Origin of the sequence: Stenotrophomonas sp. SBJS02 (genome assembly GCF_020428325.2) — a bacterium.
GTDB classification, from domain to species: Bacteria; Pseudomonadota; Gammaproteobacteria; order Xanthomonadales; family Xanthomonadaceae; genus Stenotrophomonas; species Stenotrophomonas africana.
In genome coordinates this window covers 4,100,881-4,122,329 of record NZ_CP109812.1, presented here as the reverse complement: position 1 = coordinate 4,122,329, position 21,449 = coordinate 4,100,881, and the positions used below count along the sequence as shown (strand labels likewise).

Sequence of the window (21,449 nt, the reverse complement as noted above, 5' to 3'; positions counted from 1 at the left end):
TCCGTACGCCTTCGCCAGCCATGGCCCGGCGCTGCCAATGGGTGTCACCACCATCCTGGTGGCTGCGGATCGTTGGTCCGCACGCCTTCGCCTGCATTCACAATTTGCTACACCGGCCCGGCTAGGCTGGTTTTCCACCGAGCGCGCCGGGTGACAAACCCGGCAACTTTCGGCACTGTCGTGGTGTCCTAACACCCCGCAGTCTCCCCCTTGGCAAGGCGCCTTCGAGCACGTCAATGAAATTCAAAGCCCCCGCATTCCTGATGGCCCTGGCGCTGGTCGCGCCGCTGGCGTTGGCGGCCAAGGCCGACTCGCCCGCATTGCCCGCGGCGGCCACCGCCGATCAGGTGACCACCTCCAAGCTGGTGTACGGCCTGCTGTCCGACAGCCGTTACGCCTACCGCCCGCGCGCGCTGGACGAGGCCACCTCCAAGGACGTGTTCAAGCGCTACCTGGAGACGCTGGACGGCGGCAAGCAATACTTCACCCAGGCCGACGTGGCGCGCTTCGCGCCGTTCGAAGCCAACATCTCCTCGGCCATCCGTGGCGGCGAGCTGGAGCCGGCGTTCCAGGTGTTCGCGGTCTACAAGCAGCGCGTCGGCGAGCGCGTGGCCTATGCGCGCAAGCTGCTCAAGCAGGAGCCGGATTTCACCACCGACGAGCGCTTCGAATACGACCGCAAGAAGGTGCCGTGGGCGGCCAGCAGCGCCGAACTGGATGAGCTGTGGCGCAAATCGGTCAAGAACGACTGGCTGCGCCTGAAGCTGGCCGGCAAGAAGCCGGACGACATCCGCAAGACGCTGGACAAGCGCTACGCGACGCTGGAGAAGTCGGTCAACGAGCTGAAGGGCGAAGACGTCTTCCAGTTCTTCATGAATTCGTACACCAGCGCGGTTGATCCGCATACCGATTACTTCACTCCGCGCACCGCCGAGAACTTCAACCAGGCGATGTCGCTGTCGCTGGAAGGCATCGGTGCGCAGCTGCAGCGCCAGGACGATGTGGTGGTGATCCGCGAGATCATTGCCGGTGGTCCGGCCGCAGTGGACGGCACGCTGAAGCCGGGTGACCGCATCGTTGGCGTTGGCCAGGGCAAGTCCGGTCTGGTCGAGGACGTGATCGGCTGGCGCATCGACGATGTCGTGGCCAAGATCCGTGGCGCCAAGGACACCCAGGTCAAGCTGGAATTCATTCCGGCTGCCGAAGGTGCCGACGGCAAGCACCACACCCTGGTGCTGACCCGCCAGAAGGTGCGCCTGGCCGAACAGGCCGCCAAGGGCGAGACCATGACCATCCCGGCCGCCAACGGTGAGCCGGCACGCAAGATCGGCGTGATCAAGCTGCCGACCTTCTACCAGGACTTCGAAGGCCGTCGCCGCAATGCGGCCGACTACGCCTCGGCCACCCGCGACGTGGCCAAGCTGCTGGCCGGTTTCAAGAACGACAAGCTGGATGGCGTGGTGCTGGACCTGCGCAACAACGGCGGTGGTTCGCTGGATGAAGCCATCGAACTGACCGGCCTGTTCATCGAGCAGGGCCCGGTGGTGCAGGTGCGTGAGTCCGGTGGCCGCGTCACCGTCAACAGCGACCGCAACCAGGGCGTGGCGTGGGATGGCCCGCTGGCAGTGCTGATCAACCGCGGTTCGGCCTCGGCGTCGGAGATCTTCGCCGGCGCCATCCAGGACTACGGCCGTGGCCTGGTGATCGGTGAGACCAGCTTCGGCAAGGGCACCGTGCAGAACATCGTCGACCTCGACCGTTGGCCGAGCGGCGAGACCCAGCGCTTCGGCCAGGTCAAGCTGACCATTGCCCAGTTCTTCCGCATCAGCGGCAGCAGCACCCAGCACAAGGGTGTGGTGCCGGACCTGGCCTTCCCGGCCAGTGTCGATGCCACCGAATTCGGCGAGAGCACCTACGACAACGCGTTGCCGTGGACCCGCATCGCCGCCGTGCCTCACACCCAGTACGGCAACTTCGCGCCGCTGCTGCCGAAGCTGGAAACCCGCCACGACACCCGCATCGCCACTGACAAGGAGTTCCAGTGGTGGAACGAAGACGTGCAGCAGTTCCGCACCGAGGCCGCGAAGAAGTACATCTCGCTCAACGAGGCCACCCGCCGCGCCGAGCGTGAGCGCCAGGACACCCAGCGCAAGGAGCGCCAGGTGCAGCGCAAGGAACTGGGCCTGGCCCTGGACCCGCTGGCCGATGACAGCAGCGATGACGGCCTGACCGGCAACGAGCGTGACATCGTCAAGGATGCCGCGCGCGAGAAGGCTGCCGAGAAGCGTCCGGACCCGCTGCTGCGCGAGTCGGCCTCGATCCTGGCCGACGCCGTGAACCTGCTGGCCAATGACCGCCCGCTGTCGGCACAGGTGCTGCCGCAGTCCACCGGCGCCGGTCGCTGGGCCGACTGAGCCGGCAGGACGCGTGTGTATTCGAGGGGCCGGCATTGCCGGCCCCTTTTCGTTTGGGCGCCTCCGTCCCGGTAGCGCCGGGCCATGCCCGGCGAGCCATGTGCCGGAAACGACTTAATCCCCTCCGTCCCCTTTTACGTGCATGAACCGGCAGCAACGGCGTGACCCGGTCATGCTGGCTTCGACCTGCCGCACACGGCCGCGGGACTACCCTTGGCGGCAACGTCCTCGCAGGAGTACCCATGCGGGCCTCCCGTCTTTCCAGTGCTGTTGTGGCGCTTGGCAGCGCCCTGATCCTGTCGGCCTGTGGTGGCCGCGCCGCCGACAGCACGTTGCTGCGCGAATCCTTCGATTCCGGCGACACGTTCTCGCGTACGGTCGACGGTCGCCCGGGCGACGCCTGCGAAGCGGCGCGGCGCACCCTGCTCAGCCAGGGCTACGCCATCGCCCGTTCCGACGAAGCGCAGGTGGAGGGCAACAAGAACTTCCAGCCGCGCGAAGACGACCACGAGCAGCTGGTGCTGCGCATTTCCTGCGCGCCGCGTGGCAGCCAGACGCTGGTATTCGTCAGCGCGGTACAGGACCGCTATGCGCTGAAGAAGAGCCCAACGTCAGCCAGTGTCGGCGTCGGTGCGCTGGGCTCGGTGTCGCTGCCGTTCGGCAGCAATGACGACTCGCTGGTGAAAGTGGCCAGCAGCACGGTCACCGATGCCGGGTTCTATCAGCGCTTCTTCCAGCGCCTGCAGCAGTACCTGCCGGCGACTGCAGGCACACCCGCACCACCTCCGGCCGCACCACCGGAACCTGCACCGGCCAGCACGGACCAGGGTTGAGGGTGCGCGCCAGTTTGATCGGCGTGGCCCTGCTGCTGGCGCCTGCGCTGGGCAGTGCGTCCATGGTGCCGGACTGCAGGCAAGGCCTGCTGCAGCGGCTGGGATGGCGCTTCGACGAGGCCATGGTCAGTACACCCCAGGTGCATGGCGGTCCGGTATGCACGCGCGCGTCGCTGGCTGAAGCACAGGCGGCGGGCGATCTGCGCGTGCAGTGGCCGGCCGGAATGCCCGCTGCGGCCCGCCAGGCAGTGCTGCAGGAGCTGCTGGATGACCCTGCGACGGTCTGTGCCTATGCCTTCCAGCTGGGCGCAGCCACGCACCGTGCAGCCTCGGCATTGCAGGCCAACCCCACCTTCCGCTTCTCCGGCCCGCAGCTGGGCTGGATCGGCTTCGGCCTGCAGGGGCCGCGCGCGCAAGGCTGGCAGCGCACGCGCAGTTTCGGCCGCGGCTTCGTGCCCAGTGCAGGCAACAGCCAGGCGCTGCAGGCGTTCTACAGCGGTGCCGTGCGTGCCGAATGTGGTGTCGGTCGCCAGGTCGCGCAGCTGGCCACCCAGCGCGAGCTGTATGGCGATGCAGCATTCGATACGGAGTTCGCTGCGGATGAGCTGTCGATCGGCACCTTCCTCGCCCTGCATGGGACCGACAGCATCCTGCTTGGCGCGCATGCCGGCGATTTCTTCGCCGATGGCAAGGCAGTGCGTACCTCGGCGATGGGGCGCCAGGCGTTCGTCGGTGTGCCTGGTTTCATCGAGCATGTGTACGACAAGGGCATGCTGGACGACCTGAGCAACCAGGCCGAGAACTTCGTGGTGGTCGATGTGGGGGCGGACGCTGCGCAGGCACTGGCGATGCACGGTGGGCTGGCCTGGTACGACCAGCGCAATGCCGAACTCTGGAAACTCGCGCAGGGCATCCCGCGCATCGGCCAGCGCTACTTCGAGCGCCTGCTGTTCGAGCGCGATGCGGACCTTCGTGCACGGCTGGAACCGCGCTACCACGCCACGCTGGCACGCATGGACCAGCTGCTGGACGATCCGTTCTACCAGCAGTTCGTGATCTATGTGCACCCACGCGGTATACGTCCCATCGGCTACCACGTCGCCCGCCTGCTTGATCGCAACCCACGAACGCCGTTTTCGATCGATCTGGCGGTGCACAATCTGCATACCACGCTCTACCGGCGTTGGCGCGAGGCGCAGCTGCGCCACTGCGCGGCTACCGGCAGGCCAGGCAGCCTGACCCTAGACCCCAAATGAAGGTGAAACAATGGACATTGCAATGATCGGCCTCGGCCGCATGGGTGCCAACATGGCCCAGCGCCTGCATCGCGGCGGCCACCGCGTCGTTGGCTACGACCCGGGCGAAGGCGCCCGCCAGCGCGCCGCCGAGGCCGGCCTGGACGTGGTGGATTCGCTGGCAGCTGCCGTGGCTGCGCTGCCGGTACCGCGCGTGGTGTGGCTGATGGTGCCGGCCGGCGAGACCGTCGACCAGACGCTGGGCCAGCTGACCCCGCACCTGGCCGAGGGTGACATCGTCATCGACGGCGGCAACTCCAACTATCAGGACTCGATCCGCCGTGCCAAGTCGCTGGCCGAGGACGACCTGGGCTATGTTGACTGCGGCACCAGCGGTGGCGTGTGGGGGCTGCAGGAAGGCTACAGCCTGATGGTCGGCGGCGAAGCGGCGGTGGTGGAGCAGATCGCACCGCTGCTGCGCACGCTGGCACCGGCCGAAGACCGTGGCTGGGGTCGTGTCGGCCCGTCCGGTGCTGGCCACTTCACCAAGATGGTCCACAACGGCATCGAGTACGGAATGATGCAGGCCTATGCCGAAGGCTTCGCGCTGATGGAGCGCAAGCAGGAGATGGAGCTGGACCTGGCCCAGGTGGCCGAAGTCTGGCGCCACGGCAGCGTGGTGCGTTCCTGGCTGCTGGACCTGAGCACCGAAGCGCTCAAGCGCAATCCGTCGCTGGATGGCATCGCCCCGTACGTGGAGGATTCCGGCGAAGGTCGCTGGACCGTGGCCGAAGCGATCGCACTCGACGTGCCGGCACCGGTGATCACCTTGTCGCTGCTGGAACGCCTGCGCTCGCGCGAATCCAATTCGTTCACCGACCGCCTGCTGTCGGCGATGCGCAACGAATTCGGCGGCCACGCCATCAAGAAGTCGTAAGCACCGCGGTGGGGTCAGAGCCCTTCGGCGTTGCCGAAGGGATCCGACCCCAGGCAGATCGGGGTCGGATCCTTTTCTGAAGGAAAAGGCTCTGACCCCATGCAGCCAGTCGAGCATGGCTCGACGCTACAAAAGCCTTCTCCGATCGTTGCCACGTCATCCACGCATGGCGTGGATCTTATCTCTTGCCGATCTGGCACCTTGGCTGCCGAGAGCCCGGCGTGGGCGACCGTGTGGATCCAGGTCTTGCGACCGAGAAGTAGCTTGGGTCCCCACGCCGGATTCTCCCTGAACCGCCCGAACAGTTGGTTGAGTTGGCGCTCGAACTGATAAGACTGGGCAAGCGGGGAGAGCTCTCGACCCTGTCAGCCTAGCGGAGTTCTGCCATGTTTGGGATCGGGATCGATGTGAGCAAAGCCACGCTGGATGTGGTCGTCCATGGAGAGCAGTTTCGCCAATTCAGCAACGACAAGCGCGGCTTTGTGCGCTTGATTCGGTGGCTGAAGACGTGGCCGATCAAGCAGGTCGTTCTTGAGGCAAGCGGGGGTTACGAGCGTGCTGCTCTGGATGTATTGCACGCCGCCGGCCTGCCGATGGTGCGAATCAATCCGGCGCGTGCACGGCGATTTGCCCAAGGCACGGGCCGTGCCGCCAAGACCGATCGGCTCGATGCGACAGTGCTGGCGCAGATGGCCCATTTGTTGCCGCTGACCCGCTACGTACCGCCTGCCCCTTGGCAGCAGCGTCTGGCTGAATTTGCGCAATGCCGCAGGCATCTGGTGCAGATGCGGGTCAGTGAGATGCAGCGCTTGCGGCGATTGGTCGATCCGGATCTGATTGCGATGAAGCAACGCCATATAGCCCAGCTATCTGACGACCTGAAGCAACTGGATAAAGCTATTGCCGAGCAGCTTGAGGGACAGCCTGGCTGGAAGAATATCGGCACGCTCAAAGGCGTCGGCCCCATCCTGATCAGCACACTGGCCTGCGAATTGCCCGAACTGGGCAGCTTGGGAAGCAAAGCCATAGCATCGCTGGTGGGGTTGGCCCCAATGAACCGCGAAAGTGGCACCTGGCAGGGCCAACGGCGGATCAGTGGTGGGCGCGCAGTAGTACGCGAAGCCCTTTACATGGCGGCCCTGACGGCCATCCGGTACGAGCCAGGACTGCGCGCGTTTTACGCTGGCCTGAAGGCCAAGGGCAAAGCGAGCAAGGTGGCGCTCGTGGCGGTCATGCGCAAAATGCTGGTGATCCTCAACGCCCGTAAGCGGGACGCCGAGGTGGCCCTCGGCTGCCCCTGACAAGACAGTTGCTACTGGTCAGTCCAACGCGACCCGTCGGCCTTCACGCGCGCTGTCCATGCCGGCCTGCAGCAACCGCATCAGCTGCAGCGCCTGTACCGCGCTCACCGTTGGCTCGCCATCGCCATGCATCGCCGCCGCGAACTGCGCATACAACCGCCGGTAGTCGCCCGGCCGGTTGTCCACAGTGCTGCGCTGCACATTGTCCTCGGCGTCGCAGCGCACCAGCTCACCATGCCGCGGGTCGATCCCCCAGCCCGGCGCACCGGGTGCCACACTGCGGCGCAGCTGTGCCTCCTGCACGTCCAGACCGTGCTTGATCCAGCTGGCCTTGCTGCCATGCACGCTGAAGTGCGGCGTCTGCGCTGCAACCAGCGAACCGGAATGGATGATCGCGCGATGCCGTGGGTAGTGCAGCACGGCGTGGAAGTAGTCGATGCCGGTACCACCTTCGCGCTGTACGGCCAGATCGGCATCGACCGCCTCGGGCCAGCCGAACAGCACCAGCATCTGGTCCAGCAGGTGCGGGCCAAGGTCGTACCACAGGCCGCTTCCCGGGCCGTCCTGTTCGCGCCAGCGCTCGCGCACCTGCGGGCGGTAACGGTCGAAGTGGGCGTGGCATTCGGCCACGTCGCCGAGCGTGCCTTCGGCCAGCAGCGCCTGCAGGGTGAGGAAATCCGCATCGAAGCGCCGGTTCTGGAACACGGTGGCGATGCGTCCGGCATCGCGTGCGGCAGCCAGCACCGTTTCTGCTTCCGCGACATCGAGCGCGAATGGCTTGTCGACCAGCACGTGCTTGCCGGCGGCCAACGCTGCGATCGCAAGCGGGGCGTGCTGTTGGTTCGGTGTGGCGATCACCACCGCATCCACTGCTGGATCGTCGAACACCTCTTGCGGCGTAGCGCGCACGTGTACGTCGCTGAACGCGCGCAGCAGGGTGTCGCGTTGCGAACTGACAATGCTGTGCAGCACCAGGCCCGGCGTGTGCTGGATCAGCGGTGCATGGAAGACGCGGCCGGCAAGGCCATAACCGATCAGGGCCAGTTGCAGGTCGGGGCGCATGGCAGAGTTCCGGCAGTGGGAAGGGCAGGGTAAACGACGGGCCGTGGCAGGCCAAAACTGAACCGTTGCCGTTGGAAACGTTTCGATTCACGGCGGCATGACCGCAACGCCACGCCTGCTCCACGTGCGCTTGTCCAGACTGGCAGCACACACCAAAGGAGTACGACACGATGAGCAATACCACCCGTACGCTGATTGCTTCCGCCCTGACTCTGGGCCTGGCGCTGTCTTCCTCCGCCGCATTCGCCAAGGATCCGGCTGCCAAGAGCCCGCCGACCAGCACCCATCCGGCGACCCATGCTGATCGCCACGACTCCAACGAGCCGGTAACCGATACCTGGATCACCACCAAGGTGAAGGCCGATCTGCTGGCCAGCAGCAACGTTCCGGGCACTGAAATCAAGGTGGAAACCGTGAATGGCGTGGTCAGCCTCAGTGGCGCCGTGGCGAGCCAGGCCGAGAAGGACAAGGCGGTGACCACCGCCAAGGGCATCAAGGGCGTGACCCGCGTCGATGCCGCAGCATTGAAGGTCAGCGCTGCCGCCAAGCGCTGATCCCTGTGGGCGCCCCATGCGGGGCGCCCACTGACCTGTAGAGCCGAGCCATGCTCGGCTGGAACTCCAAGGCAGCCGAGCGTGGGCTCGGCTCTACAGCATCGAATTCCGAACCCGTTCAGCCAGCCGCGCTGGAAATTCCAGAGTTGTGACCGCCTGCGCTATATTGCCGGTTCCGCCGCAGTGGGGGCCGGTAACGGCAGACGCTTTGCGGCTGTGCTGACGAGGAACTATGGCGCTGGTTTTCAGTGACGACATCTGGGACCGCTGGCGGTTGCCGGCTTTGGCGCTGGCCGCTGCCGCGATCATCGTGGTGCCGTGGTTGACCCTGCGCCACCTGCAGCAGGACAGCGAAGACGCGATGGCCTGGGTCAACCATACCCAGGCCGTCGGTGTGGCCCTGCAGCAGCTGCAGGCCGATGTGCGCGATGTCGAATCGGCTGCGCTGACCCTGTCCAAGGGTGTGGACGCGCCGGGCCTGCGCGAACGCATGGCCAAGGCCAATGAGCTCCCCGGTCGTCTGGCCGAACTGGGACGGATGACCCGCGACAATCCTGAGCAGTTGATCCGCATCGGCCGCATCGAGTCGATGCTGGAAGGCCGTATGGCGCTTGCCCGCGAACTGGCAAAGTCCGAGCCCAACAGTGATCAGCGCGAGCTGGTGCAGGACCTGAGCACGCGTTATCCGATCCGTGGCCTGGTGGAGGAGCTGCAGGCCAGCGAACAGAAACTGCTGACACAGCGCGCCGAGCAGGCCGCTCGCCAGCGCAGGCAGACCGAGCTGGTGTCGTGGAGTTCGTTGGTGGTGCAGTTGGCCCTGCTTGGCCTCGTGCTGTGGCTGCTGCAACGACAGATCGGCCGCCGCCTGCATGCCGAACGGCAGTCGCTGCGTTCGGCCGCACGTGCAGCCTCGGTGCTGCAGACCGTGCGCGAACCCATTGTGCTGCTTGACCGCGACCTGCGCGTGCAGCTGCACAATCCGGCTTTCGCCGAGCTGTATGGACTGCAGGATGAGCGCGCCGATGGCCTGTTGCTGGACACCGTCGGCGATGGCGCCTGGAAAGACCCGGTGATGCGCCAGCGATTGTCCGATGTGCTGCTGCGTGGCCGCGAACTCTGGGATTTCGAGCATGAGCAGCGTGCCGCCGATGGCATGGTGCGCTACATGCTGCTCAACGCGCGGCGCATGCCGCTGCCGGACACCGACGACGAAGTGGTGCTGCTCACCGTCAGCGACGTCACCGTGCAGCGTGCCGTGCAGCTGCGGGTGGAGGAACTGAACCGCCAGCTGGAAGGCAAGGTTGCGCAGGTGTCCGAGGTCAACAGGGAGCTGGAAGCCTTCAGCTATTCGGTCTCGCACGATCTGCGCGCGCCGCTGCGTCACGTTGCTGGATTCTCCGACAAACTGTCACGCCATCTCGGCGACGCCGCCGATGACAAGAGCCGCCATTACCTGGAGGTGATCTCCAGTTCGGCGCGGCGCATGGCGACACTGATTGATGACCTGCTGGTCTATTCGCGGCTGGGCCGCGCGGCAATGCGCCAGCAGACGGTGGACATGCAGTCGCTGGTGGCCGATACCCGCGCCATGCTCGATTCCAACCTGCAGGCCGAGGCCGAAAGCAGCGGCCGTGCGCACCATGTGGAGTGGAGCATCGCGCCGCTGCCGATCGTGGTGGGCGATGAGAACATGATCCGCCAGGTCTGGCTGAACCTGCTGGGCAACGCGGTGAAGTACTCGGGCAACCGCGAACCGGCAAAGATCCGCGTGGACTACCAGCCGCAGCCTGACGGCGGTCATCAGTTCACGGTCAGCGACAATGGTGCAGGCTTTGACATGGCCTACGCCGGCAAGCTGTTTGGTGTCTTCCAGCGCCTGCACAAGGCCAGCGACTATCCGGGAACCGGCATCGGCCTGGCCAGCGTGCGCCGCGTGCTGACCCGCCATGGCGGCCGCATCTGGGCCGAGGCCGAACCGGACGTCGGCGCCACCTTCCACTTCTACCTGCCTCCCGCGATCGATGCGGACAAACAAGGGCCTTCTGCATGACCACTCTGCGCACCATTCTTCTCGCCGAAGACAGCCCGGCTGATGCCGAAATGGCGATCGACGCCCTGGAAGAGGCGCGTCTGGCCAACCCCATCGTGCACGTCGAGGATGGCGTGGAAGTGATGGACTACCTGTTGCGCCGCGGTGCCTTCGCCAACCGCGAGGAAGGCCTGCCGGCGGTGCTGCTGCTGGACATCAAGATGCCGCGCATGGATGGCCTGGAAGTGCTGCGGCAGATCCGCGAGCATGAAGAGCTCAAGCGCCTGCCGGTGGTGATCCTGTCGTCTTCGCGCGAGGAAAGCGACCTGGCCCGCAGCTGGGACATGGGCGTGAACGCTTATGTGGTCAAGCCCGTGGATGTGGACCAGTTCTTCGGCGCGGTGCAGACCCTGGGCAAGTTCTGGGCGTTGATCAACCAGGCACCGGAACTCGAGTGAGCCCATGCCCTTGACCGGTCCCGCCCTGGGGGCGCTGCGCATCCTGCTGGTGGAGGACTCACCGGAAGATGCCGAGCTGATGTCCGAACAGATGCTCGATGCGGGGCTGGACGCCCGCTTCGAGCGGGTCGAGAGCGAGGCTGAACTACGCCAGGCACTGGCAGCGTTCCAGCCGGACATCGTGCTGTCCGACCTGAGCATGCCGGGGTTCTCCGGTGACGACGCGCTGCGCATCGTACGCGAGACCTCACCGGAAGTGCCCTTCATCTTCGTCTCCGGCACCATGGGTGAGGAGAACGCGGTGGCGGCCCTGCAGAAGGGCGCCAACGATTACATCATCAAGCACCTGCCGGCGCGCCTGCCGTCGGCGGTGGCGCGTGCGATCCGCGATGCCCGCAGCGCCATAGAGCGCGCACGGGTGGAAACCGAACTGATGCGCGCGCAGCGCCTGGAAAGCCTGTCGCTGCTCGCCGCCGGCCTCAGCCACGACCTGCGTAACATCCTGCAGCCGCTGCTGATCATGCCGGACCTGCTGAAGGCGCGTACCGAAGATCCGCAGCTGCACCACCTGGCCGATGTCATCGCCGAGTGCGGCCGACGTGGGCACGAGATGGCCGAATCGATGTTGTCGTTCGTGCGCGGCTCGCGCAAGCCGAGCGAGCGCATCGAGATCGATGGCCTGTTCGATGCGGTGGCGCTGCTGTTGCGCAGCAACGTGCCCGATGCGGTGCGGTTGGAACTGCAGGTGCAGGACGAGGGCCTGGTGGTCGACGCCAACTACACCGAACTGCAGCAGGTGATGTTGAACCTGGCGCTCAATGCGATCCAGGCGATGCCGAACGGGGGCCGCTTGAGCCTCACTGCCAGCCATGCCGGCCAGCGCGATGGCGTGGACTGGATGCACATCCGGGTGGCCGACGAAGGGATCGGCATGGATGCGGACACACTGTCGCATCTGTTCAATCCGTTCTTCACCACCAAGGCCGATGGCACCGGCCTGGGCCTGATCTCCTGCAAGCGCATTGTTGAAGGCGCCGGCGGCAGCATCCACGTCAGCAGCCAGCCGGGGCAGGGCACCTGCTTCGAACTGCGGCTCCCGATGCACGACGCCATTGATGGCAGCGAGCCGATCGAGCAGCTGGTAGCGCTGGGCAGCGGCCAGTCGATCCTGGTGGTCGATGGTGAGGCCACCCGCCTTTCGCTGCTGGGCAATGCGCTGTCCAGCCAGGGTTACCAGCTGCAGCTGGCGTCCGACGGCCCGGCCGCGCTGCGCTGGATGCAGCAGGAGGCGTTGCCGGCCCTGGTCATTGCCGACGCCGGCTCCAAGCTGCTGCCGGCCAGCCAGTTGCTGGGCGAGATGGCAGCACTGGGCTATCGCGGCCCGGCGCTGGTGCTGGAAGACGCAGCGGTGGAGGTGGCGGCCGATGCATTCCCCGCTGGCGTGCAGGTGCACGTGCTGCGCAAGCCGCTGCAGATGCAGCAGGTGTTCCGCGCGGTGGCCGAAGCGCTGGGCTGATGCCGCTGGGGTTCTGTAGAGCCGAGCCCATGCTCGGCTGCTGTTCGCATTGACCTCGACAGCCGAGCATGGGCTCGGCTCTACAGCACGGTTTCCCAGGGGAATCGCGGCAGGGCGTCCACCGCCTGTTCCAGCCGCCGCGACCAGTTCTGGTGGATGTCGGCATACAACGCCGAATCCGCGCCCAGGCGCAGCTGCTGGCCGATGCGCAGCTCGCCGTCGCGCAGCAGAGCGAGATCGATCGGCAGGCCCACCGACAGGTTGGAACGGATGGTGGAGTCCAGCGAGACGATTGCCGTGCGCGCGGCATCCTCCAGGCGCGTGGCCGGGCTGAGGATGCGGTCGAGGATCGGCTTGCCGTACTTGGACTCACCGATCTGCAGGTAGGGCGTTTCCGGCGAAGCGGCGATGGCGTTGCCGAGCGGGTAGATCATGTACAGCCCAGGCCGCTCGCCGGCGATCTGGCCGCCGAAGATCAGTGTGGCCTGGGTGTTGACCCCGTCATGGCCGTGTTCGCTGTGGCTGCTGTGCACCTGGCTGTCCACCAGCAGCTGGCCGACGTACTCGGCAGCTTCGAACAGATGGGTCATGTCGCGCAGGTTGGGCGTGCGCCGTTCACCAGCGTCGCGCCCCAGGCGCGACACCAGCAGCTGGGTGGTGGCCAGGTTGCCAGCCGCCATCAGCACGTAGGCTGCCTGGCCGGGGTACTCGAACACGTGCAGCTTGCGATGCACGCGCACATCGTCCAGCGAGGCATTGGTCCGGGTGTCGGCAGCGAAGACCAGGCCCTCGTCCACCTCGATTCCAACGCAATAGGTCATGTCGGTGCCCTATCATGTGCGTCCCGGATTGTAGGCAGGCCGCCGTGACGACGGCATGTCCACGCCCCCCAAGTGCCGTCACCTGAACCGCATGACCACCGTGCTCCTGAGCCTGGGCAGCAACGTCCAGCCCCGCCGCTACCTCCACGCCGCGGTGACGGCCCTGCGCGAGCGCTTCGGCGCACTGCAGGTGTCGCCCGCCTACCGCACTGCCGCGGTCGGCTTCGATGGTCCGGCCTTCCTCAACAATGCGGTGGCGATCGAGACCGACCTGCCCCTGCAGGAACTGGACGACTGGCTGCATGCGCTGGAAGACGCGCATGGCCGCGACCGCAGCGGGCCGCGCTTCTCCGACCGGACCCTGGACATCGACGTGGTGTTCTATGGCGACCTGGTGGTGGAAGGGCCCGGCCACCTGCGCATTCCGCGCCCGGAGCTGAAGCATGCCTTCGTGCTGAAGCCGCTGGCCGACATCGCGCCGGACTTCATCGATCCGGTCAGTTGCCAGGACCTGGCTGCGCTGTGGCGTGCGCACGCGCAGTTTGGCGAAGCGTTCGAGGTGGTGGACCTGGAATGAGGGAGGTGGCCGGCCAGCGGCTGGCACTACCTCAACTTACTGTGCGCCCACCATCCACGCGCAGGGTGTGGCCGGTGACGAAGCTGGCTTCGGCCACCAGCCAGTAGACTGCCTCGGCGATCTCCTCGACCGTGCCGATCCGTGCCAGCGGCGTGCGTGCCAGCAGCGCTTCGCGGGCGAAATCATCCTTGCCCTGTTCCGGCCACAGGATCGCACCCGGCGCGACTGCATTGACCCGCACCTTCGGCGCCAGCTCCAGCGCCAGCGAGCGGGTGGCCATCTCCAGCGCGGCCTTGGCCATGGTGTAGGCGATGTGGTCGCGCATCGGGTCGGTGCCGTGCAGATCGGTCAGGTTGACGATGCAGCCCTGCTGGCGGCGCAGGTAGGGCGCCGCCGCCTGTGACAGCAGCAGCGGCGCGCGCGCGTTGACCGCATACAACTCGTCCATTGCTTCGGCGGTGACCTGGCCGAGCGGGGTGGGGAAGAAGTTGGAGGCGTTGTTGACCAGCGCATCCAGCCGCCCGAAGTGGGTGACGGCCTGTTCCACCAGGTCGGGCAAGGCGTCGGCGTCACGCAGGTCGGCCTGCAGGGCCAGCACGCTGCCGGGGCGCACGTTGTCGAAATCGAACGCGGCCTGCTGCAGCTCGGCGCTGGAGGTGTTGGCATGCAGCACCACCGACCAGCCACAGGCGTGGAACTGGCGGGCGATGGCCGCACCGATCCGGCGCGCGCTGCCGGTGATCAGGACCACGGGGTGGGTATCGCTCATCGAGGGTCCTCCAAGGCTCGGCTATCCTGTGCACCATTGTCACCGCATTCGAAGACGCCATGCAGCCCACCTTCCCCCTGCCCGAAGCCGATGCCCTGGCCCACAGCGACCAGCTGGCGGCCGCCCTGCGCGCCGAAATCCTTGCGCAGGGCGGGGCAATGCCGTTCTCCCGCTTCATGGAGCTGTGCCTGTACACCCCAGGCTGGGGCTATTACAGCGCCGGCGCCAGCAAGTTCGGTGGCAGCGGTGACTTCACCACCGCGCCCGAGCTCGGCAGCCTGTTTGCCGGCAGCGTAGCCAATGCGCTGGCACCGGTGTTCGCCCAGCTGGGTGCGCAGGCGCGCATGCTGGAACTGGGCGGCGGTACCGGCGCCTTTGCCGAGGCGGTGCTGCTGCGCCTGGCCGAGCTGGATGCGCTGCCGTCGCGCTACGCCATCCTCGAACCCAGTGCCGATCTGCGCGAGCGCCAGCAGCAGCGCCTGCAGCAGAACCTGCCCGCCGAGCTGGCCGCGCGCGTGGACTGGGTCGACCGCCCGTTCGAGGAGGACTGGGAAGGCGTCGTGTTCGCCAACGAGGTGATCGACGCGCTGCCGACCCCGCGCTTCCTGATCCGGGATGGCGAGGTCTACGAGGAAACCGTCGAGCTTGATGGCGAAGGCAATTTCATCCGTGGCGCGCAGCCGGCCGACATCCTGCTCAACGGTGCGGTGCGCCATATCGAGCGCTACCTGGAAAAGCCTTTCGCCGAGGGCTACCGGTCCGAGGTGCTGCCGCAGCTGCCGTACTGGCTGCAGGCGGTGGCGGGCGGCCTGCAGCGCGGCGCGATGCTGTTCGTCGACTACGGTTACAGCCGCAGCGAGTTCTACCAGCACGACCGTGACGATGGCACCGTGCGTGCGTTCTACCGCCATCACGTGCACAACGACGTGCATCGCTGGCCGGGCCTGCAGGACATCACCGCGTCGGTGGATTTCACCGCGATGGCCGAGGCCGGCATGCACGGCGGTTTCGAGCTGGCCGGCTACTGCAGCCAGGCCAGCTTCCTGCTCGGTAACGGCCTGGACCAGGTGCTGCTGCTGGCCGAGGAGCGTACCGACGAGGTCGGCCGCATCCAGCTGCGCGACCAGGTGAAGAAGCTGACCCTGCCGACGGAGATGGGCGAGCGCTTCCAGGCCATCGGCCTGCAGCGTGGTGTCGACTTCGAACCCGCCTTCGAGCTGGGTGACCTGAGCTGGCGCCTGTGAGCGAGGTGTTGCCGGTGATCAAGCCGCTGCGGCGGCCGCGGTTGTGGGCCACGTTGTGGGCGACGGCGGTACTGCTGGTGATCGTGGTCTGCCTGATTCCACCGCCGCCGATTCCGTTGCCGGAAAACAGCGACAAGGGCGAGCACTTCCTCGCCTACTTCATCCTGGCTGGCAGCGCGGTGCAGCTGTTCCGTCGCGGGCGTCCGCTGCTGTGGGTGGGCGTGGGACTGGTGTTGATGGGCATCGGCATCGAGTTCGCCCAGGGCGCGTTGACCAGCAACCGTACTGCCGACCCGATGGATGCCATCGCCAACACGATCGGTGTGCTTGCCGGCATGGCCACCGCACTGACCCCGCTGCGCGATCTGCTGCTGCGCTGGCGCGGGTAAAGTTCCTGTAGAGCCGAGCCCATGCTCGGCTGCCTTTGGGAGGAAGCCGAGCATGGGCTCGGCTCTACAGTAGATCCACGCCATGCGTGGATCGATTGCACCAGGACAGGCCTGGGGTCACTTCCCCAGCGTCACCTCATCCAGCACCCACATCGCCGGGCGCGTATCGCCGGTGAAGTTGATGCATAGGTCAGCGGTGCCCTGTGTACCCTTCGGTAGCGCTGCATGCAGCGTCACGAAGCCATCGGCATCGGGCTTGGCCGGCAGCGCTACTTCGGCGAGCACCTTGCCGCTGCAGTCGCCGCGACGCACCTGCATCTCGCCGTGCGCGCGCTTGGCCTTCTCGAAGCGACGCTTGGGCTCGTCGTGGGCCAGCTGGAAGTAGTACGGAATGCGACCGGCACGCACTTCCACGCTGCCGATGCCGTCCAGCTGCGCCTGCGGCCAACGCCAGCACGGCTGGAAGATGTCCACGTTGAACACCGCACGTGTTCCCTCGCGCGGGCCATCGTCTTCCAGACGCAGCACCAGCCCCTTCTTGCCCACGCAGCTGAGCAGTTCATCGCTGCGGCGGCTGAGCAGCGATTGTGCGCTGAACGCCGCTACCGTTGGCTTCGCCGCCAGCATCTGGCCCTGGTAGAACGCACCCGCCTGCACCGTAGCAGGCAGCGTCGCGGTCAGCGGCTGCTGGTACAACGGCGACTGCGCGGTCACCGGCTGGCCGTCGGTGCTGTAGCGCACCTCATAGCCCAGCGGATTGGCCAGCGACACGGTCACCGTGTCGGCCGCGCGGTTGTCGGTGTAGTCCACGCCCACTTCGAACGGGGTCTGCGCGTAGGCCAGGCCCCAGGCGCGGTAGCGTTGCAGCTGCGCGGGCAGGCGCGCGAGGAAATCGCGGAAGTCGCGATGTTCCGGCGTGCTCCAGCCGGTCTCGGCCACGGCGGCCAGGCGCGGGAACAGGTTGTGCTGCAGGCGTGCATAGCTGCGCGTGTGCTCGGTGAACATGTTGGCCTGCAGGCCGAGGATGTGCCCGCGCTTGTCGGCGGCCAGCTCGGCCGGAACCGGTTCAAAGTTGTACAGCTTGCCGAGGTTGACCTGGGTCGGGCGGCCCGGGGGCTCGTTCGGCGAGGCCGTCTGCAGGTAATCCAGATAGAGGTAACCGACCGGCGACATGATCACGTCATGGCCGGCGCTGGCGGCGGCCAGACCGCCTTCGGTGCCCTGCCACGACATCACCGTGGCCTGAGGCGGCAGGCCGCCTTCAAGGATTTCATCCCAGCCGATCAGGCGCCGGTCGTGCTCCTCCAGGAAGGTCTCCAGTCGCTTGATGATGTGGCTCTGCATGGCCATCTCATCCTTGATGCCCAGCGCACGCATGCGCTGCTGCACCTGCCTGGAGGCTTTCCACTGGTCTTTCACTGCCTCGTCGCCACCGACGTGCACGTACTTCGCCGGGAACAGCGCGATCACTTCTTCCAGCACGTTCTCGAGGAAGGTGACAGTGCTGTCTTCCACGTTGAACAGGTTCGGGAACACGCCCCATTCGCTGATCGGCTTCAGCGGGGTGTTGACCGAGCCCAGTTCCGGGTAAGCGGCGATCGCAGCGGTGGCATGGCCGGGTACGTCGATTTCCGGAATGACCTGGATATGCAGCTTGGCCGCATAGGCGATCACGTCGCGGATCTGCTCCTGCGTGTAGAAGCCGCAGTACGGATGCTCCTGGCCGCTGACCGGATCGATGCCACCGTCGCCGGCCGGCAGGCGGCAGCTGCCGACCCCGGTCAGCTTCGGGTAGCGCTTGATCTCCATGCGCCAGCCCTGGTCGTCGGTCAGGTGCCAATGGAAGGTGTTGAGCTTGTGCGCGGCCATCGCGTCGAGCACGCGCTTGATCTCGTCCAGGCTCTGGAAGTGACGTGCGGAATCGAGCATGAAACCGCGCCAGCTGAAGCGCGGCGCATCCTGGATCTGCACCGCCGGCAGCACGCCGTTGCTGCCGCCGGTGGCCAGCTGGGCGAGGGTGGTTGCGCCATAGAACAGGCCGGTCTCGTTGCCGGCCTGCACCAGCACGCCCTGCGCGGTGCTTTCCAGTGTGTAGCCCTCACCACTTTCGCGGAAGGTCGGCACGATCTGGAAACGGATGCCGCCACTGTGGGCGGCGATCTTGCCCTTGGCCAGTGCAAGGTGCGGTCCGCCGCTGCGGGCCAACAGATCGGCGAACTGGGTGGCGACCCGCTGTGCGGCCTCGCCTTCGGCGTGCAGCACGGTAGCGGCGCGCACGGTGATGCCGCTGCCCTGGCCGGGCTGCACGGTAGCCGGGGCGGGAATCAGCATCAGGCTGCCGGCGCGCAGTTGCGGACCGGGTGCTTCAGCGGCCGGCGTGGGATCGGCAGCGAGTGCCGGCAGGGCCGGCAACAGGGCGAGCAGGCTGCCCAGCAGCACTGCGCTGCGCATCCGGGCGCGGGAAGGCTTGACCATCGGGACGACTCCTTGGAACGGTGCGATGAACGCTATACATGAAAAACGCCGGGCCCGGAATGACCCAGGCCCGGCGTGCGTGCACGACTCGGCGATGTTGCCGCCGCTGGATCAGTACTTGAAGCGGAAGTTGAGGTAGTACTGGCGACCGTTGCTGTAGAACGAGGTCGGGATGGCCGCGGTCTGGTAGTACTTGTAGGTCGGGTTGTTGAGGTTCAGGCCATCCAGGCTGATGCTCAGCCAGTCGGTGGCCTTGTAGCTCAGCGATGCCGACAGCGTGCCGAAGTCATCCTGGTAGTACGGGTTGGTGCCCGACAGGCTGATCAGGAACGAGGAGCGGCGGGTATAGCTGACGCGGGCACCAAAGCGCTCGTTCTCGAAGTAGGCACCCACGTTGTAGGTGTTCTTCGAGGTGCCCAGCAGGTTGTGCGAGCCATCCGACCAGGTGTGCGAGGTGGTGCCGTTGGCATAGGTGTAGTTGGCATTGATGCCGAAGTACTCGCCGATCGGCTGCTCGTAGGCCACTTCCACGCCGGTGACCTTGCCGTCGGCATTGATCGGGGTGGAGATCTGGTAGGTCTCAAGCTGGTTGGTCAGTTCGCTGTACAGCTGGCGCGAGACCACGTCGAAGGCGATGTAGTCCTTCAGGTTCATGTGGTACGCGCCCACCGACAGCAGGCCGCGCGGCATGAAGTACCACTCCAGGTTGGCATCCAGGTTGGTCGACAGGGTCGGCTTGAGGTTTGGATTGCCGCCGCCGCCGGTGCGGTTCAGATCCGAGCCGTACGAGGAAGCGCCCAGTGCCGAGTAGTCCGGCAGGGTCTGGGTCTGCGAGGCGGCGACGCGCAGCACCAGCGAGTCGTCCAGGTCGAACTTGATGTTGGCGCTGGGCAGCACACGGTTGCGCTTGTTCTGGAAGGCCAGGCGCTCCCACATGCCGAACAGGCTGCTGACATCGGCATCGGCGGCCTTGCTGACCGCGTTGTAGGTGTCGATGTCCTGCTTGATGTTGACGTAGCGCAGGCCGACGTTACCGCTCCACCAGTCGCCGCGGAAGTTGGCCTGCACGTAGCCGGCGAAGTTCTTTTCCTTCACCTTCCACTCGGCGCCATAGTTATGGCGACCGGTCGGGCCATCATTGCCGGCCAGCCAGGTGGAGTTGTTCGTCACCGCGTCCTTCAGCGCGCCCGGGGTGAAGTACCAGAGGTTGCGCGGGAAGGTGCCGCCGATGTCACCGGCAAAGCCGCTGGGGTAGTTGGCCGTCGCACCGTTCTTCAGCGCGCTCCAGATGTCACCCGGGGTTGCACCTTCCGGCGACAGCGCTTCGCGCTTGTGGTCGGCGAAACGCAGGCCGAAGTCGATCGAGCTCAGCACGCCGCCATCATTGAAGTACTGGTTGAAGTCGAGCGTGGCCCACTTCTCCTTGTCCTCGGCGGTGACCTGCTGGTTGCCCCAGGTGCCGAAGCTGGTCACGCCATTGGGCGAGATGTCGCCGCCGACATTCCAGTCGATCGGCGAGCCATTGCCGTGGGTGGCCCAGCTGGCGCCGCCGCCGTTGGCCAGGGTGACCTCGGCGATGTACTGGCGCGGCGTCTCGCCGGTGCCCTTGGTGCTGCCGGCCTGGAACTTGGCGGTCAGGCTGTCGTTGATCTGCCAGTCGGCATCGAAGGTGACATAGCTCGACTTGGCCTTCGACTCACGGTAGATCATGTCGTACACCGCGTAGTCGGTGCCCGGCACGCCCTTGTAGGTGGCATTGGTCAGCACGCCGTCCTTGATTACATAGCCCGGATCCGGCGCCTGCGACTTGGCGAAGCTGTTGCCGAACATCATGAAGTTGCGGTTGTAGTTGTTCGCCTTCAGCTCGGAGCTGAAACCATTCAGGCCGAGGGTGAGGCTGTCGCTCGGCTTGAACTGCAGCGAGACCAGGCCGCCCTTGCGTTCGCGGGTCTGTTCGAACAGGGTCGAACCCAGCAGGCCTGGAACTGCCACACCGTTCAGATCGGGATGTGGCGCAACGCCCTTTGCCGCGTTGCCTTTAACCACGTCGTCGTTCGGGCCTAGGGTAAAGAAGCCGCCCGGAATTTCCTGCGCCTCACGGCGCAGTTCGCGCTTCTGGCTGAAGCCCTGCACCATTACGCCAAAGGTGCCTTCGTCGTTCTTGTAGTTGAACAGCGCCGAATACTGCGGGTCGTTCGACTTGGCCTGGTCCGAACGCACCATGCCGATCGAGCCTTCAGCGGTGAACTGCTTGGAGAATTCCAGCGGCTTGCGGGTGATGATGTTGACGGTACCGGTGGTGCCGCCGTCCTGCAGCTTGGCCTGCGAGGACTTGTTCACTTCCACCGAGCTGACCAGTTCCGACGGCAGCAGCGAGTAGCTGACGCTGCGGCCGACGTTGTTGCCCTGGCTGAGCACGAACCAGTCGGCCGAGCCGACGGTGTGGCCGTTGATCAGGGTCTGGGTCAGGCTCGGGCTGGTGCCGCGCAGGCTGACACGGTCGGCTTCATCGAAGCCACCTTCGTCGGCGCTGGACGAGCTGATGTTGACGCCCGGCAGGCGCTGCAGGGTGTCGGCGACGTTGTGCGCCGGCAGCTTGCCCACGTCTTCGGCGGTGACCACTTCCACGCGCGCATTGGCTTCGCGCTTGGTGTCCAGCGACTTTTCCATCGAACCACGGATGCCCGTGACAGTCACGGTGTCCAGATCGGTGGCGGTCTGGGCGGCCTGCTGCGCGTGTGCACTGAAGGCGATGCAGCTGACGATGGCGGCCGAAAGCAGGGTCTTGCGGGTATTCATGATGTCTCTCCTCATCACTCGATTGGATGCCGGCGG

Annotated in this window: 17 protein-coding genes; 12 read left to right on the top strand and 5 right to left on the bottom strand. The window is 66.1% G+C overall.

Features of this window, described 5'->3' with window-relative positions:
• Positions 1-236 precede the first annotated feature (236 nt).
• From FQS62_RS19010 to FQS62_RS18990, 5 genes are all read left to right on the top strand, one after another.
• Positions 237-2,414 carry a carboxy terminal-processing peptidase gene (locus tag FQS62_RS19010; protein WP_049447829.1) on the top strand — a complete coding sequence of 726 codons (2,178 nt, stop codon included), beginning with the start codon at positions 237-239 and terminating at the stop codon, positions 2,412-2,414.
• 242 nt (positions 2,415-2,656) lie between these two features.
• Positions 2,657-3,247, top strand: coding sequence for a DUF2242 domain-containing protein (locus tag FQS62_RS19005; protein ID WP_049447828.1), 591 nt, complete (start codon positions 2,657-2,659; stop codon positions 3,245-3,247).
• A gap of 17 nt (positions 3,248-3,264) precedes the next feature.
• Complete coding sequence (locus tag FQS62_RS19000; protein ID WP_049447838.1) at positions 3,265-4,503, top strand: hypothetical protein; 1,239 nt, start codon at positions 3,265-3,267, stop codon at positions 4,501-4,503.
• A gap of 10 nt (positions 4,504-4,513) precedes the next feature.
• Positions 4,514-5,419, top strand: a complete 906-nt coding sequence (gene gnd, locus FQS62_RS18995) for a phosphogluconate dehydrogenase (NAD(+)-dependent, decarboxylating) (RefSeq protein WP_049447827.1) — start codon at positions 4,514-4,516, stop codon at positions 5,417-5,419.
• 386 nt (positions 5,420-5,805) lie between these two features.
• Entirely contained in the window at positions 5,806-6,720 is a 915-nt protein-coding gene (locus FQS62_RS18990) for an IS110-like element ISStma6 family transposase (RefSeq protein ID WP_088481082.1), read from the top strand.
• Positions 6,721-6,738: 18 nt separating this feature from the next.
• Here FQS62_RS18990 and FQS62_RS18985 read toward each other — a convergent pair whose 3' ends face one another.
• On the bottom strand, positions 6,739-7,782 hold the full coding sequence (locus FQS62_RS18985) for an oxidoreductase (protein WP_099589342.1): 1,044 nt from the start codon (positions 7,780-7,782) through the stop codon (positions 6,739-6,741).
• Between the two features lie 170 nt (positions 7,783-7,952).
• Here FQS62_RS18985 and FQS62_RS18980 point away from each other — a divergent pair, with 170 nt between their 5' ends.
• The 4 genes from FQS62_RS18980 (at position 7,953) to FQS62_RS18965 (ending at position 12,339) form a co-directional block, all read left to right on the top strand.
• A complete protein-coding gene (locus FQS62_RS18980) occupies positions 7,953-8,336 on the top strand; it encodes a BON domain-containing protein (protein WP_049447825.1) in 384 nt (127 codons plus the stop codon).
• 232 nt (positions 8,337-8,568) lie between these two features.
• Entirely contained in the window at positions 8,569-10,386 is a 1,818-nt protein-coding gene (locus FQS62_RS18975; RefSeq protein WP_208043864.1) for a sensor histidine kinase, read from the top strand.
• A complete protein-coding gene (locus FQS62_RS18970; RefSeq protein ID WP_005411057.1) occupies positions 10,383-10,823 on the top strand; it encodes a response regulator in 441 nt (146 codons plus the stop codon). Before FQS62_RS18975 ends, FQS62_RS18970 begins: the two co-directional genes overlap by 4 nt.
• A gap of 4 nt (positions 10,824-10,827) precedes the next feature.
• Positions 10,828-12,339 (top strand): ATP-binding response regulator, encoded by a 1,512-nt coding sequence (locus tag FQS62_RS18965; RefSeq protein WP_057499318.1) that lies wholly within the window; start codon positions 10,828-10,830, stop codon positions 12,337-12,339.
• Between the two features lie 80 nt (positions 12,340-12,419).
• Here FQS62_RS18965 and FQS62_RS18960 read toward each other — a convergent pair whose 3' ends face one another.
• Positions 12,420-13,160: a proteasome-type protease gene (locus tag FQS62_RS18960; protein ID WP_164158801.1), complete on the bottom strand. Its 741-nt coding sequence runs from the start codon at positions 13,158-13,160 to the stop codon at positions 12,420-12,422.
• A 91-nt stretch (positions 13,161-13,251) separates the two neighbouring features.
• Here FQS62_RS18960 and folK point away from each other — a divergent pair, with 91 nt between their 5' ends.
• Positions 13,252-13,737, top strand: a complete 486-nt coding sequence (folK, locus tag FQS62_RS18955; RefSeq protein WP_164158802.1) for a 2-amino-4-hydroxy-6-hydroxymethyldihydropteridine diphosphokinase — start codon at positions 13,252-13,254, stop codon at positions 13,735-13,737.
• A gap of 31 nt (positions 13,738-13,768) precedes the next feature.
• On the opposite strand, the gene FQS62_RS18950 is transcribed toward folK, so the two are convergent.
• Positions 13,769-14,506 carry a pteridine reductase gene (locus FQS62_RS18950; RefSeq protein WP_008265570.1) on the bottom strand — a complete coding sequence of 246 codons (738 nt, stop codon included), beginning with the start codon at positions 14,504-14,506 and terminating at the stop codon, positions 13,769-13,771.
• Between the two features lie 59 nt (positions 14,507-14,565).
• On the opposite strand from FQS62_RS18950, the gene FQS62_RS18945 reads away from it, so the two are divergent.
• Both FQS62_RS18945 and FQS62_RS18940 read left to right on the top strand, forming a co-directional pair.
• Complete coding sequence (locus tag FQS62_RS18945; RefSeq protein ID WP_049447819.1) at positions 14,566-15,750, top strand: class I SAM-dependent methyltransferase; 1,185 nt, start codon at positions 14,566-14,568, stop codon at positions 15,748-15,750.
• Positions 15,747-16,139 carry a VanZ family protein gene (locus FQS62_RS18940; RefSeq protein ID WP_049447818.1) on the top strand — a complete coding sequence of 131 codons (393 nt, stop codon included), beginning with the start codon at positions 15,747-15,749 and terminating at the stop codon, positions 16,137-16,139. Before FQS62_RS18945 ends, FQS62_RS18940 begins: the two co-directional genes overlap by 4 nt.
• A gap of 117 nt (positions 16,140-16,256) precedes the next feature.
• Here the strand turns inward: FQS62_RS18940 and FQS62_RS18935 are convergent, their stop codons facing one another.
• Entirely contained in the window at positions 16,257-18,614 is a 2,358-nt protein-coding gene (locus FQS62_RS18935) for a beta-N-acetylglucosaminidase NagX (protein ID WP_208043266.1), read from the bottom strand.
• Positions 18,615-18,725: 111 nt separating this feature from the next.
• Entirely contained in the window at positions 18,726-21,413 is a 2,688-nt protein-coding gene (locus FQS62_RS18930) for a TonB-dependent receptor (protein WP_049447816.1), read from the bottom strand.
• Positions 21,414-21,449: the final 36 nt, after the last annotated feature.

What these genes read in the sequence shown, in the direction of transcription:
- FQS62_RS19010 (WP_049447829.1), top strand. Translation starts at nt 237, where the DNA reads ATGAAATTCAAAGCCCCCGCATTCCTGATGGCCCTGGCGCTGGTCGCG.
- FQS62_RS19005 (WP_049447828.1), top strand. Translation starts at nt 2,657, where the DNA reads ATGCGGGCCTCCCGTCTTTCCAGTGCTGTTGTGGCGCTTGGCAGCGCC.
- gnd (WP_049447827.1), top strand. Translation starts at nt 4,514, where the DNA reads ATGGACATTGCAATGATCGGCCTCGGCCGCATGGGTGCCAACATGGCC.
- FQS62_RS18990 (WP_088481082.1), top strand. Translation starts at nt 5,806, where the DNA reads ATGTTTGGGATCGGGATCGATGTGAGCAAAGCCACGCTGGATGTGGTC.
- FQS62_RS18985 (WP_099589342.1), bottom strand. Translation starts at nt 7,782, where the DNA reads ATGCGCCCCGACCTGCAACTGGCCCTGATCGGTTATGGCCTTGCCGGC.
- FQS62_RS18980 (WP_049447825.1), top strand. Translation starts at nt 7,953, where the DNA reads ATGAGCAATACCACCCGTACGCTGATTGCTTCCGCCCTGACTCTGGGC.
- FQS62_RS18975 (WP_208043864.1), top strand. Translation starts at nt 8,569, where the DNA reads ATGGCGCTGGTTTTCAGTGACGACATCTGGGACCGCTGGCGGTTGCCG.
- FQS62_RS18970 (WP_005411057.1), top strand. Translation starts at nt 10,383, where the DNA reads ATGACCACTCTGCGCACCATTCTTCTCGCCGAAGACAGCCCGGCTGAT.
- FQS62_RS18965 (WP_057499318.1), top strand. Translation starts at nt 10,828, where the DNA reads ATGCCCTTGACCGGTCCCGCCCTGGGGGCGCTGCGCATCCTGCTGGTG.
- FQS62_RS18960 (WP_164158801.1), bottom strand. Translation starts at nt 13,160, where the DNA reads ATGACCTATTGCGTTGGAATCGAGGTGGACGAGGGCCTGGTCTTCGCT.
- folK (WP_164158802.1), top strand. Translation starts at nt 13,252, where the DNA reads ATGACCACCGTGCTCCTGAGCCTGGGCAGCAACGTCCAGCCCCGCCGC.
- FQS62_RS18950 (WP_008265570.1), bottom strand. Translation starts at nt 14,506, where the DNA reads ATGAGCGATACCCACCCCGTGGTCCTGATCACCGGCAGCGCGCGCCGG.
- FQS62_RS18945 (WP_049447819.1), top strand. Translation starts at nt 14,566, where the DNA reads ATGCAGCCCACCTTCCCCCTGCCCGAAGCCGATGCCCTGGCCCACAGC.
- FQS62_RS18935 (WP_208043266.1), bottom strand. Translation starts at nt 18,614, where the DNA reads ATGGTCAAGCCTTCCCGCGCCCGGATGCGCAGCGCAGTGCTGCTGGGC.
- FQS62_RS18930 (WP_049447816.1), bottom strand. Translation starts at nt 21,413, where the DNA reads ATGAATACCCGCAAGACCCTGCTTTCGGCCGCCATCGTCAGCTGCATC.